This is a genomic window from Flavobacterium sufflavum, from assembly GCF_004016525.1.
In the GTDB taxonomy this organism is placed as follows: domain Bacteria; phylum Bacteroidota; class Bacteroidia; order Flavobacteriales; family Flavobacteriaceae; genus Flavobacterium; species Flavobacterium sufflavum.
In genome coordinates, this window is record NZ_SACJ01000001.1 from 244009 (window position 1) to 257096 (window position 13088).

Below are 13088 nucleotides of genomic sequence, written 5' to 3' on the forward strand. Positions count from 1 at the left end.
TAAAAAAACATGAAAAAGAATTACTATAAAGCAGCCGGTTTTGCTCTGGCGATGCTTTTGTTTTCTTGTTCCACTCAGGATATAATTGAAGACGATCCAATCACTACAACAGAATCCAACTCAAGTACTCCCGAAATGTCAAAAACTACAACTTCAAGAGCTACAACTTCAAGAATTTGGAACTTCGACGATTTGAATGAATGGGAAGATGCTACCCAAGTAGGCATACCTAATTACTGGTTTAAAGATGGAATTCTACATATTTTTACCAATGCTAATACTTGGGATAGAACCAAAATAAAATCGATTGCTACCTACACTACCGGAACTTATTCCTGGAGAGTTTATGTTCCTACAATGGGAGTTGGCGATTGTGCCAGTATTGGTGCGTTTTTATACAGTGATGATACCCACGAACTTGATTTTGAAATTGGCTACGGCAAAGAAACTGTTCGTCAGGGACTGAATGCCGTATCCGACGACCTTATCGTTTATGCTACCTCTCAGGCCAATCCCTCTCATTCTTTTCAAAGCAAAATAAAAAGAGGGCAATGGTACACCCTTTCGATAACATTAGCTTTAAATAGCCAGAAAAAATACATTGCCACCTGGAAAATTGATAATTCAATTTTGACTTCTACAACGCTTACTTATGGCTCAAGCACTAAATTTAAAATTTTCTGTAGTGTAGAAAACCTAAGTTTTATTGGTGACCACATTCCTTATACACAAAATTATGCCTTATTTGATTGGGTAGAATTCAAATAAAACACAAAAGCCTTCATATCAGAAGGCTTTTTTATTGACTTATTTTCTTGATTTTTTCTTCGAATGGGACTCTTTGGGATTTTCGCCCAATGCCCACAAAAGACCGCCTGTAAGATGCTGGATATAGACAGGATCCACATAATCTTTACTATCATGCCCTAAAGCGGTATAAAAAACTCTGGCACCTTCAAATTCATGACACCAGGCCAATGGTAAGTAATCTCCAAAAGTACGTCCTGGATAGACTTCTTTTTCGCTGTCTTTCACCGTTCGCATATCGGCAGCTAAAAGTACCTGAATATTAGGATTGAATTCATTCATATAGTAACACTCATCTTCTTTTTTCCATGTTTCCCCTAACATCGAAGTCGAAGGATGGTTTTTGTTAATCACTTTTATTTCGAAAGATTGAAAAGCAGGATGTCTTTTAAATTTCCCACCTACCATTGTTGCAAACCAAGGCCAGGATTTCTCAGAATCAGACGCACTATGAATCCCTACAAAGGCGCCACCAGCATGGATATAATCTACAAGCGCCTGCTTTTGCTGTTCGGTATCAAAGATATCATTACAGGTATTTGAGAAAACAAGACAGCTATACTTGGCCAGATTTTCGGTAGTCATAACTGCAGGATCATCTGAAACATCAACAATTAGGTTGTTTGCTTCGCCAATTTTTTTCCAAGCTTCAACACTGACAGCAATATTTTTATGCACATAGCCTTTGCCGTTTTTAGTGTAAACTAAAATCCGTTTTTTAGCTATTGGATTGGCAAATACAGAACCTAAACCAAAAACAACTGTAAGCAACATTAATTTTATTTTCATCTTCTTTTATTTATTTCATTTTTATAATAATTAACCGAATTCTTGAATAATATAATTCTCTAATTCTTTCATCACATTATCTAAATCATGTTTCACTCTAAAGTCAGAAATCCGGTAAACATGTAATCCTAAATTAATAAAAAACTCCTCTCTCATAGTGTCATATCCCTCTTTACCATTATGACTCGAACCATCAATTTCTATAATCAAACCAAGAGATTTTACATAAAAATCAACAATAAAACTACCTATAATTCTCTGCCTGTCAAAATCAATAGACCAAAAAGTATCATTTCGTACTTGTCTCCAAAAAATAACTTCCGAAAAAACTCCCGCTTTTCGCAAAGCTCTGGATCTGGCAGATAATGCTTTATTGTACGGCAATGATCCGATACTTCTCCTATAAATAGGCTTCTCATGAATATAAGTAACGATTTCAAGTTTCATAATCTAATTTGTCTCTTGTTTATGTATAGTTACCACCCCGCCTTTCAGGCACCCCTCCAAAGGAGGGGAAATTCATCTTTCTTAAAAAAACGCATTCCGAATAAACGTTACACTTCCCCTCTTTTTAAGAGGGGTGCCCGTAGGGCGGGGTGTTCTTTACGCATCATAACATTTCCGAATATAAAAAGAAAATCCCAAACTCCATGAAATTTGGAATTTGGGATTTTTATATTATACCTACAAGGTTATGAAAACCTTACAGGATTAGATTCTTCGCTCTCGCTCAGAATGACATTTTGAATTACAATTCAAATGCTTTTTTAGGGTTTCCTCCGCAAAGCAATTCAACAGGGTTTTCTAAAGCCTCTTTAACAGCAACTAAGAAACCTACTGACTCACGACCATCGATAATTCTGTGGTCATAAGATAAAGCGATGTACATCATTGGGTGGATTTCAACCTTACCGTTTACAGCGATAGGACGCTCGATAATGTTGTGCATTCCAAGGATTCCAGACTGTGGAGGGTTAATAATTGGCGTAGACAACATAGAACCAAATACACCACCATTAGTGATTGTAAAAGTACCACCTGTCATATCATCCACTGTAATTTGACCATCACGAGCTCTTAAAGCTAATCTTTTGATTTCAGCTTCAATTCCACGAAAAGTTAAATTTTCAGCATTACGAACTACAGGAACCATTAATCCTTTTGGCCCAGAAACTGCGATAGAAATATCAGCAAAATCAAAAGCGATTTTGTGATCTCCGTCCATCATAGAGTTTACATCAGGGAACAATTCTAAAGCTCTTGTTACCGCTTTTGTAAAGAATGACATGTATCCTAAACCAATACCACCGTGTTTTGCTTTGAATGCATCTTTGTATTCATTACGCAAAATGTTGATAGGCGTCATGTTTACTTCGTTGAAAGTAGTCAACATTGCAGTTTCGTTTTTAGCAGAAACTAAACGCTCAGCTACTTTACGACGCAACATAGACAATTTAGTACGCTCTACACCACGGCTTCCACCTGTAGGAGTTCCCATTGATGGAACAGCATTTACTGCGTCATCTTTAGTTATTCTTCCTCCTTTACCAGTTCCTGATACAGTAGCTGGAGCGATGTTTTTTTCATCTAATATTTTTTTAGCTGCTGGAGATGGAGTTCCAGTTGCATAAGTAGCTGCTGGTGCTGCAGGAGCCGCTGGCGCAGGTGCTGCTTTTGGCGCTTCAGCAACCGGAGCTGCTGCAGGCGCTGCCGCTGCCGGAGCTGATCCTGATGGTTTAGCAGCTGCAGTGTCAATATGACAAACTACTGCTCCTACTGCTACTGCATCACCTTCTTCAGCTTTTAGGGTAATGATACCACTAGCCTCAGCTGGTAATTCTAATGTAGCTTTGTCTGAATCTACTTCAGCAATTGCTTGATCTTTTTCAACATAATCCCCATCTTTTACTAACCAAGTGGCGATTTCAACTTCTTTAATAGATTCCCCTGGTGATGGAACTTTCATTTCTAAAATCATGTCGTAAATATTTTAAATTTATGAATTTTATTTTTTAATGTATGAATCGTTATTCTTGTTTTTAAATCTAGCCCTGATGGTAGCGGCATCCTTTTTCTTTTTTCTTTAAAAAAGAAAAAGATACAGCGGACAGCAGGAAATAGCTTCAAATTTTTATCTAAATAAATTTTTATCAAATACCATTCTGATTGCATCAGCATGACGGCGTTTTGCTCTGGTGTAACTTCCTGCTGCAGGTGCTGAGTATGCTTTTAATGAAGCTAATCTCCATTTAACCAAATCAAAGTTAGCTAACATATATGTATAAGCTCCCATGTTTTTAGGCTCTTCCTGTGCCCATACATAATCATCAGCATTTGGATATTGTGCAATAATCGCTTTTAATTGTTCTACCGGTAATGGGAACAATTGCTCGATACGAACTACAGCTACATCTTTACGACCGTTATTTTCTCTTTCGGCAGTAATATCATAATAGAATTTACCTGTACAGAAAACTAATGTTTTCACGTCTTTCTTGTTTACTGTAGTATCATCAATAGTTTCCTGGAATTCTCCATTTGACAATTCTTCAACTGTTGAAACGCATCTTGGATCACGCAATAAACTTTTTGGAGAGAACACAACTAATGGTTTACGGAAAGTCGTTTTCATTTGTCTTCTCAACAAGTGGAAGAAGTTAGCCGGCGTTGTACAATCGGCAACATACATATTGTGACGTGCACATAATTGCAAGTAACGCTCCATACGTGCTGAAGAGTGCTCAGCACCTTGTCCTTCGTATCCGTGTGGCAACAACATTACTAATCCGTTTTGATTGTTCCATTTGTCTTCTCCACAAGAGATGTATTGGTCAATCATAATTTGGGCACCATTAGAGAAATCCCCAAATTGTGCTTCCCAAATAGTTAAAGAGTTTGGATTAGCCAAAGCATAACCATAATCAAATCCTAATACTCCGTATTCAGATAAGAAAGAGTTAAAGATGCGGAAGTTTCCTTTTTTGTTTTCGATGTTGTTAAGTAAAACTACTTCTTCTTCAGAATCTTCTACTTTTACTACAGCGTGACGGTGTGAGAAAGTTCCACGCTCAACGTCCTGTCCTGAAATACGCACATCAAAGCCTTCAGTTAATAATGAACCGTAAGCCAATGTTTCAGCCGTACCCCAATCGATAGTATTGTTGTCGTATCCTGTTTTTCTATCAGTAACAATCTTAGTGATTTTGTTAATGAATTTTTTATCAGACGGTAAACTAGATACTGTTTTAATGATAGAATCTAAAGTTGATTTATCAACAGCAGTAGCAAATTTTTTCAACATCACATCATCAGAAACCTGCTCAAATCCTTTCCATTCATTTTGCATAAATGGAGTAATGATAGTCAAATCTTTTTTACGGGAAGCTTCTAAATTATGATCTAAATCGTCTTTGTATTCTTTTTCTAAAGTTTTTACCAAATTAGCATCGATAACACCTTCAGACAATAATTTTTCAGCATACAAATCTCTTGGATTTTGGTGCTTAGCAATCAATTTATATAATAATGGTTGAGTGAAACGAGGTTCATCACCTTCGTTATGACCATATTTTCTATATCCTAATAAGTCAATAAATACGTCACGTCCAAATTGCATTCTGAAATCCAATGCAAATTGCATCGCGTGTACTACTGATTCTGCATCATCAGCATTTACGTGTAATACTGGTGACAAAGTAACCTTAGCAACGTCAGTACAATAAGTAGAAGAACGGGCGTCTAAGTAGTTAGTTGTAAAACCTACCTGGTTATTGATTACAATATGGATAGTACCACCTGTTTTGTAACCATCTAACTGCGCCATTTGGATGATTTCATAAAGGATACCTTGTCCTGCAATAGCAGCATCTCCGTGAACGGCGATAGGTAAAACTTTAGAAAAATCATCTGCAAAATATTTATCTTGTTTTGCTCTGGTAATTCCTTCAATAACGGCACCTACCGTTTCTAAGTGAGAAGGGTTTGGAGCTAAATTGATGTTGATTTTCTTTCCCGATTTTGTGATTTTGTCAGCCGTAAGACCTAAGTGGTATTTTACGTCACCGTCAAAATATTCCTGATCGTAATCTTTTCCGTCAAATTCAGAGAAAATATCCTGAGTAGATTTACCAAAAATATTAGCCAAAACGTTCAAACGACCACGGTGAGCCATTCCCATTACGAATTGTTCTACTCCTTTTTCGGCAGCTCTTTCAATTAAAGCGTCTAAAGCAGGAATGATTGTTTCCCCTCCTTCAAGAGAGAAACGTTTTTGACCTACATATTTAGTATGCAAAAAGTTCTCGAAAGAAACTGCTTGATTTAATTTATTTAAAATTCCTTTTTTCTCCTCGGCATTAAAAGTAGGACGATTTTCATTAACATTCAATCTGTCCTGAATCCAATCTACAACTTCCGGTCTACGAATATACATGTATTCGATACCAATATGCTGACAATAAACCGTAGTTAAATGATTAATTATCTGAGATAAAGTAGAAGATTGTAAACCTAATATTTTAGCTGCATCGAAAGTAGTATTCAAATCAGCTGAAGTAAGACCAAAGTTCTCAATATCTAAAGTTGGAGAAAAAGTTCTACGCTCTCTAACCGGGTTTGTTTTAGTAAACAAATGTCCTCTTGAGCGATATCCATCAATAAGTTTTACAACTTTAAATTCTTTTTGAAGATGCTCTGAAATTTTGCTGTTATCTACAGAAGCCGAAGAAACTGAAGATACTGGAGCTGAAGCTACTTCTCTGCTGTATTGAACTGGATTTTCCTCATTATACGTTTCCATTCCAAAGTCAAAACCTTGAAAAAAACTTCTCCAGCTAGGCTCTACGCTATCTGGGTTTACTAAATACTGATCGTATAATTGAGCGAAAAATTCGGTATGCGCTGCATTTAAAAATGAAAACCTATCCATAATGTTAGTGAATATACTTTTTGTTAAAATAGTTTGGCAAAAGTACAATAATCAACTAAATTTACCTTTAAATTAAAACACTTTTAACTATTAAAATGTTAAATACCTTAGTACTTATGGCAAAAAAACATAACTCAGTCGTTTCAAATTTAATTTTATCTACCTTATTCGCATTTTTTTCCATTCAATTATCAGCTCAATACCAAAATCAAAATTTCGAATCAAAGAGTGATTTTTGGCAAAACGTACAATTTGGAGGAGGATTAGGACTAAGTTTTGGCAACAGATACACTGATATTTCAGTCTCTCCAAGTGCCATTTACAATGTCAACGAATATTTTGCAGTAGGTCTTGGCGCACAATATACTTATGTAAAACAAAAAGATTTTTACAATTCTAATCTATATGGAGGCAGTTTAATTACCTTATTCAACCCCATTCCTGAAGTCCAACTTTCGGCTGAACTTGAACAACTAAGAGTAAACCTAAAAGGAGTTGGCACTAACGACTTTAGCCGTAACTTCTGGAACACAGGTTTGTTTTTAGGAGCCGGTTACCGAAACGGAAATGTGACAATAGGAGCCCGTTACAATGTTTTATACAAGGAAGACCAAGGCGCTTACAGCGATGCTTTTATGCCTTTTGTGAGGTTTTATTTTTAAGAAAATTACTGGGTTACTGAGTGGCCAAGATTCTAAGATTTTAAAGTTCTGATGATGAAGAAATATATTTTTATACTTACTGTCATTGTAATTTCCAGCTGCAATCATACCCAGAAAGCAGAAATCAAAAATACTTCAAAGGCTACAAAAAAAGAATTAAGACCTTTTTTTGATTCAGATAAAATTGCGCATTATTATTTGAATTTTTCTGAGGACGAATTCACAAAGTTCATTAGAAAAGACAATAGAACTAAAAAAGAAGCAGAATTCTCGAATTTATTTACGGGGTATCTTCCAAACACTATTCCAAAAGAAGATTTTGAAAAAACTCTATTAAACCACAACTACAAGAAGTCAAATCTATCAATCAAACAGCAGAATGAAATTCAAGATGTTTTTAGCGAAAAAGACTCATTAATGAATTACGGTTACGCTTGCGCCGCAGAATACCGGGATATTTTTGTTTTTAAAAAGAAAGAAAAAATAATTGGAATAGCTAAATCTGTTTTAAATGCGGTCGCTTCCAGATTATAGGAAGTAAAATTGACGTGAACGGATTTGGGCTTTGGGAAGAATTAGACAAATTAAAAAACATTGTTCATTCTAATTAAAAACTCAAAACCTTAGCAGCTCAGCAACCTACTTAAAATTATTTCTAAACCATACTTTTTGCCATTCTCTTTTCAGTATTAAAAAGGCAACATCCTCAGCTAAAACAACTAAATCAGAACCATCAAGTTTTTTAACCTCATCTTCTGAAACATCGATAACATAAAGCAGGTTCAGATATTCGGCAAACTTGTACTGAATCAATCGGTAGATTTTCTCGTGCAATTGAATCTTTAATTCCTCAGGCGAAATACTCATAGGAAAATCAACTCCTTCATTGGCCAAATTAAAATCTTTATTTAATTGCTCAATCAATTTCAGATACAAAGATTCCTTTTGAGCTTCTTCGAACAACAAATCGGTATTTAGCGGAGTAACATACATAGTTTCTAATTTCAATGACAGAATTCAATATTAACTTCAAAACTCAATGACAATGGCAATTGCAATGACAAAAAATCAATAGCAATGTCAATTTCAAAACTCAATTCCATTATTGATATTGTATATTGAAATTGACATTGCTATTTTTTTAGACTTTTCTTCCCATTAAATTTTCTCCAAAAGCCCGTAAAATTTGTCTCTTATCGTCTTTAATTTTCATTTGATCCAATAAATCAAAAGCCTTAAAGGTATATTCTTCGATTGCTTTTTGCGTTGCTGTTGCGGCACCCGAATTCACAAATATCTCTTTTGCCTGAATGATTTTAACTGCATTATCTTCAATTTGAGTCGAAAATAAATCAGCTAATTTTTGTTTATCTGCTTCACTGGCAAATTCCATTGCTTTCAAATACAAATAGGTTTTTTTATTCTCAATAATATCGCCACCTAATTGTTTTCCAAAAGTTTCCGGATTTCCAAAAGCATCCAGATAATCATCCTGCAATTGGAACGCTAAACCTAAATTCAATCCGAAATCATAAATCAAATCAGCATTTTCTGTAGCTGCTTCTGCAATAATAGCACCCATTTTTATAGCTGCCGCCACAAGAACCGCGGTCTTATATTCGATCATCTTCATGTATTCCGGAATCGTCACATCCTGACGTGTTTCAAAATCAACATCCATTTGCTGACCTTCACAAACTCGCAATGCCGTTTTACTAAACAACTTCGCTAGTTTTCTAAAAATCTTTGGTTCATAGAATTCGAAATATTGGTACGCCAAAATCAACATAGCATCTCCGGACAAAATAGCCGTATTGGTATTCCATTTTTCATGTACCGTAGTATTCCCTCTTCTCAAAGGCGCATCGTCCATGATATCATCATGCACCAAAGAAAAATTATGAAAAATCTCTACCGCTAAAGCCGCAGGCAAGGCTTTCTTGTAGGAAACATCAAAAATCTCAGCACTCATAACCGTTAAAACAGGACGAATTCTTTTCCCCCCTAATCCTAATATATAATGTATAGGCTCATATAAATTTTTAGGCTCTTTAACTTCTAATTGCGACTGAAGATATTCTATTACAAATTCTTGATATTGACTAACGGTATGCATAAACTTAATTTTCGGGCTAAATTACAGTATTCACGCTGGATTACAAACTTCGTTTATAAATCAAATGTTAAATTATCATAAATACATTGGAAACTATTTTGGTGTTTAAAGTTTCCGCTCTATATTTGCATAGAATTTAACAATTAAATTCCGTAGCGCTTAGAATCAAAAAAACTAAGACAGAAACCATTGAATGCTTTAAAGAAGGAAAGATTATGAAAACAAAATGGAAAGTCAATTCAAAACAATCGGATGTTTTAATAAGAATGAGACATTCAATCATTGCCTATTTAGGAGGAACAATCAATACATTTCAAGGTCATGCTGACTTTAACAATAACGAAATCGAAGATGCTACCATAGCATTTTCATTAGACGTAAAAAACAGGGAATCTAAATTGGAGCAGTTTAGCAACTACTTAAAACTAAATGATTTTTTTGACGTAAATAAATATCCAACAATTAGTTTCAAATCGACTTCTTTTCAAAAAGTAAACAAAAACATCAATTTTCTTAAAGGAGATTTAACAATCAAAGACATCACTAAAACGGTTGAACTTGATGTAGAACTGATAGAAACAGAAGCTTTAGACGGAAATAAAAAAGTAGCATTTGAACTTACAGCCGACATTAACAGAAAAGATTTCGGACTGGCTTCAAATTCATTCCATTCCAATAACGGACTAACAACAGGACAGGACATCAAACTGGTAGCTAACGTAGAATTCAGCATTTAACTGATGTCATTTACAATTTTTAAAACAAAATGAAAGATAAAATTATATCAAAAGCAACAGATATGTTCTTGAAACTTGGTTTCAAAAGCGTAACTATGGATGATATTGCCGGAGAAATGTGTATTTCAAAAAAAACCATTTACAAATATTTCTGCAACAAGGAAAAACTTATTGAAGAAGGAACCGAGGCAATTCACCAAAACATCCATAAGCTGATGGATGAAGTAGTTTCTAAAAACTATAACGCCATCGAAGAAAATTTTGAAATGCGTAAAATGTTTAAAGAGATGTTCCAATCCTTTGATCATTCCCCGGCCTATCAATTAAAAAAGCATTATCCTCTAATTTATGAAAAATTGATGACTAATGAAATGGAAGACTGCCGTAAAATGTTTCGTCAAAACGTGATTAAAGGAATTGAACAGGAACTTTACAGACCAAATGTGGATATTGAAGCCGCAACGCGATTTTACCACACCTTGATTTTTTCAATAAATGAAAATACTCTTTTAGAACGTGATGCCTACGAACTGGAAGGTAAAGCATTAGAATACCACACAAGAGCAATTGCGACAGAAAAAGGAATTATCGAACTCGAAAAAAATTTACTTAACATATCTCAATAATGAAACAATTACTTATACTAACCATTCTATCATTTGTATCCATTACAAATGCACAGAAAAAAACTTCGCTAACACTCAAAGCAGCCATTAACTATGCTCTTGAAAACAAGGCCGAAGCTAAAAAAGCAAAATTGGAAATTGAAAAAGGCGAATACCAAATTCAGGAAATTCGTTCCAGAGCTTTGCCACAAATCTCGGCAAATGGAAGTTTGAATTACAACCCGATACTTCAAACAACAGTTATTGATGGAGCCGCTTTTAATGCTCCGGGAACAACAATCCAGGCGGCTTTTGGTCAAAAATGGAATTCTACTGCCGGAGTTTCTTTATCACAGGCCTTATTTGACCAGGCTGTTTTTACAGGCTTAAGAGCTGCAAAATCAACTCGTGAATTTTACCAAATTAACAATCAGTTAACCGAAGAACAAGTAATTGAAAGAGTTGCAAACAATTACTACCAGGTTTATGTATTGCGCCAAAAATTAGCATTGGTTGACAGCAATTTAAAAACAACGGCAAAAGTTCGTGACATTGTTAAAGGCCAATTTGACAATGGATTAGCTAAAAAAATTGATCTGGACAGAATGACGGTAAACCTGTCTAACATCAATACCCAAAAACAACAAATTATCAATTCCTTACAATTACAGGAAAACGCTTTGAAATTCTACATCGGAATGCCAATGGATAATCAAATCGACATTCCACAATCGGAATTTCAGGTAACACCAGCCGCAATTTCAGAAGCTCCAAACACAGCTAATCGCAGCGAATATTTGTTACTTAAAAAACAGGAGGAATTATTGGTTTTGCAAAAAAAATCAGTAATGGCAGCTTATTATCCAACGCTTTCTCTTGCCGCAAGCTACAACTACATTGGTCAGGGACCTGAAATGCCTTGGTTTAACAAACCTTCTAATGGCGTTTATTGGTCTGATTTCTCTTCCATAGGATTGAATTTAAAAGTGCCGCTTTTCACAGGTTTTGGAACCAAAGCCAAAGTAAGACAGGCTGATGTTGAATTAAGATCAGTTCAGGAAGACATTAAAGACACTCAGTTAGCATTGGATTTAGATTATAAAAATGCCAAAACCCAAATTGAAAACAGCATCATCACACTTCAAAATCAGAAAGAAAATATGAGATTGGCTGATGAAATCCTGAAAAACATCAACAACAATTATTTACAAGGCTTGGCATCTTTAACAGATTTACTGGATGCTGAAAACGCTTCAACCGAAGCTCAGAACAATTATACTGCAGCCATTTTAGATTACAAGCTGGCAGAAATCAAACTTATCAAATCAAAAGGCGAACTAAAAACTCTTATAAATAACTAACATGAAGAAAAATATAACTACCGGAATTATCATTATTGCTGCCTTAGCACTAATCGGATTTATTTTAGCAAACAATAAAAAAGCTAACGAAGAGAAAATTGCCATTGTTGCCGAAAAAAACGCCGCTGTTTCAGTAAAAGTGGCTGCCGTAAAAACAGAAGAAGTTTCATTAGATTTTGTTGCTAATGGAAACTTCGAGCCTAAACAAGAACTTAGTATGGAAGCAGAGAAATCTGGAAAAGTAACTAAGGTACTTGTTAAAGAAGGAGACCGTGTAACTATAGGACAAACCTTAGCCATCATGAGAGGTGATGCCATTAACATTAATGCACAGGCTGCAGAAGCGGCTTACCAAAACGCAAAATCAGACTACAGCCGTTTTGACAACGCATACAAAACAGGTGGTGTTACTAAACAACAACTGGATCAGGCAAAAGTAGCTTTGACTAATGCTGAAGCAAATTACAAGCAAGCAAGGATTAACATTGGCGACACTAGAATCAAAGCTCCTATAAACGGAATCATTAATGAAAAATTCATCGAACCAGGTTCAATGTTAGCTGCTATGCCTCCTACAAAAATGTTCGAAATTGTGAACGTAAATACCTTAAAATTGAAGGTAACTGTAAACGAAGCACAGGTAGCCAACTTAAAAACAGGCAACAACATCACCGTTACAAGCAGTGTTTACCCGGACAAAGAATTCTCAGGTAGAATTACGTTTATCGCTGCCAAAGCGGATAGCAGTTTGAATTTCCCAATTGAAATTGAAATTACAAACAATGCTAACAACGACCTTAAAGCAGGTATGTATGGAACAGCTGTATTTAAATCGGCACAGCAAAAACAAACCATGACTGTGGTACCTAGAACTGCCTTTGTAGGTAGTGTAAGCAGCAATCAGGTTTTTGTGGCCGAAAATGGAATTGCAAAGCTAAAAACAGTTACAGCAGGAAGAATTTTAGGTGATAAAGTGGAGATTTTAAACGGCTTATCTGATGGTGAAACTGTTATTACAACGGGACAAATCAACTTACAGGAAGGAAGTAAAATAGAGATTATTAAGTAAAAGTGATTAGTACGG

The 13088-nt window shown here is 35.3% G+C and carries 13 protein-coding genes; 7 read left to right on the forward strand and 6 right to left on the reverse strand.

Annotated elements, in window-relative coordinates; genetic code table 11:
- The first annotated feature begins 9 nt into the window (after nucleotides 1-9).
- Nucleotides 10-768: a hypothetical protein gene (locus EOD40_RS00835; RefSeq protein ID WP_231129551.1), complete on the forward strand. Its 759-nt coding sequence runs from the start codon at nucleotides 10-12 to the stop codon at nucleotides 766-768.
- A 39-nt stretch (nucleotides 769-807) separates the two neighbouring features.
- On the opposite strand, the gene EOD40_RS00840 is transcribed toward EOD40_RS00835, so the two are convergent.
- The 4 genes from EOD40_RS00840 to EOD40_RS00855 form a co-directional block, all read right to left on the reverse strand.
- Nucleotides 808-1596: a ThuA domain-containing protein gene (locus EOD40_RS00840; protein WP_128193007.1), complete on the reverse strand. Its 789-nt coding sequence runs from the start codon at nucleotides 1594-1596 to the stop codon at nucleotides 808-810.
- A 30-nt stretch (nucleotides 1597-1626) separates the two neighbouring features.
- Nucleotides 1627-2043, reverse strand: coding sequence for a DUF559 domain-containing protein (locus EOD40_RS00845; protein WP_128193008.1), 417 nt, complete (start codon nucleotides 2041-2043; stop codon nucleotides 1627-1629).
- 301 nt (nucleotides 2044-2344) lie between these two features.
- Nucleotides 2345-3574, reverse strand: a complete 1230-nt coding sequence (gene odhB / locus EOD40_RS00850) for a 2-oxoglutarate dehydrogenase complex dihydrolipoyllysine-residue succinyltransferase (RefSeq protein WP_128193009.1) — start codon at nucleotides 3572-3574, stop codon at nucleotides 2345-2347.
- Between the two features lie 153 nt (nucleotides 3575-3727).
- Entirely contained in the window at nucleotides 3728-6523 is a 2796-nt protein-coding gene (locus EOD40_RS00855; protein WP_128193010.1) for a 2-oxoglutarate dehydrogenase E1 component, read from the reverse strand.
- 116 nt (nucleotides 6524-6639) lie between these two features.
- On the opposite strand from EOD40_RS00855, the gene EOD40_RS00860 reads away from it, so the two are divergent.
- Both EOD40_RS00860 and EOD40_RS00865 read left to right on the forward strand, forming a co-directional pair.
- The gene (locus EOD40_RS00860; protein WP_128193011.1) at nucleotides 6640-7185 is read left to right on the forward strand and encodes a hypothetical protein; all 546 of its coding nucleotides are present in this window, start codon (nucleotides 6640-6642) and stop codon (nucleotides 7183-7185) included.
- Nucleotides 7186-7239: 54 nt separating this feature from the next.
- Complete coding sequence (locus EOD40_RS00865; protein WP_128193012.1) at nucleotides 7240-7719, forward strand: hypothetical protein; 480 nt, start codon at nucleotides 7240-7242, stop codon at nucleotides 7717-7719.
- 105 nt (nucleotides 7720-7824) lie between these two features.
- Here the strand turns inward: EOD40_RS00865 and EOD40_RS00870 are convergent, their stop codons facing one another.
- Both EOD40_RS00870 and EOD40_RS00875 read right to left on the reverse strand, forming a co-directional pair.
- Nucleotides 7825-8178 (reverse strand): hypothetical protein, encoded by a 354-nt coding sequence (locus EOD40_RS00870; protein WP_128193397.1) that lies wholly within the window; start codon nucleotides 8176-8178, stop codon nucleotides 7825-7827.
- A 148-nt stretch (nucleotides 8179-8326) separates the two neighbouring features.
- Nucleotides 8327-9301 (reverse strand): polyprenyl synthetase family protein, encoded by a 975-nt coding sequence (locus EOD40_RS00875; RefSeq protein WP_128193013.1) that lies wholly within the window; start codon nucleotides 9299-9301, stop codon nucleotides 8327-8329.
- 215 nt (nucleotides 9302-9516) lie between these two features.
- On the opposite strand from EOD40_RS00875, the gene EOD40_RS00880 reads away from it, so the two are divergent.
- From EOD40_RS00880 to EOD40_RS00895, 4 genes are read left to right on the forward strand one after another with little or no spacing between them, the layout of a single operon-like run.
- Complete coding sequence (locus EOD40_RS00880; protein ID WP_128193014.1) at nucleotides 9517-10038, forward strand: YceI family protein; 522 nt, start codon at nucleotides 9517-9519, stop codon at nucleotides 10036-10038.
- A 29-nt stretch (nucleotides 10039-10067) separates the two neighbouring features.
- Nucleotides 10068-10664, forward strand: a complete 597-nt coding sequence (locus EOD40_RS00885; RefSeq protein WP_128193015.1) for a TetR/AcrR family transcriptional regulator — start codon at nucleotides 10068-10070, stop codon at nucleotides 10662-10664.
- The gene (locus EOD40_RS00890; RefSeq protein WP_128193016.1) at nucleotides 10664-12004 is read left to right on the forward strand and encodes a TolC family protein; all 1341 of its coding nucleotides are present in this window, start codon (nucleotides 10664-10666) and stop codon (nucleotides 12002-12004) included. Before EOD40_RS00885 ends, EOD40_RS00890 begins: the two co-directional genes overlap by 1 nt.
- Nucleotide 12005: 1 nt before the next feature.
- Nucleotides 12006-13073: an efflux RND transporter periplasmic adaptor subunit gene (locus EOD40_RS00895; RefSeq protein WP_128193017.1), complete on the forward strand. Its 1068-nt coding sequence runs from the start codon at nucleotides 12006-12008 to the stop codon at nucleotides 13071-13073.
- Nucleotides 13074-13088 lie beyond the last annotated feature (15 nt).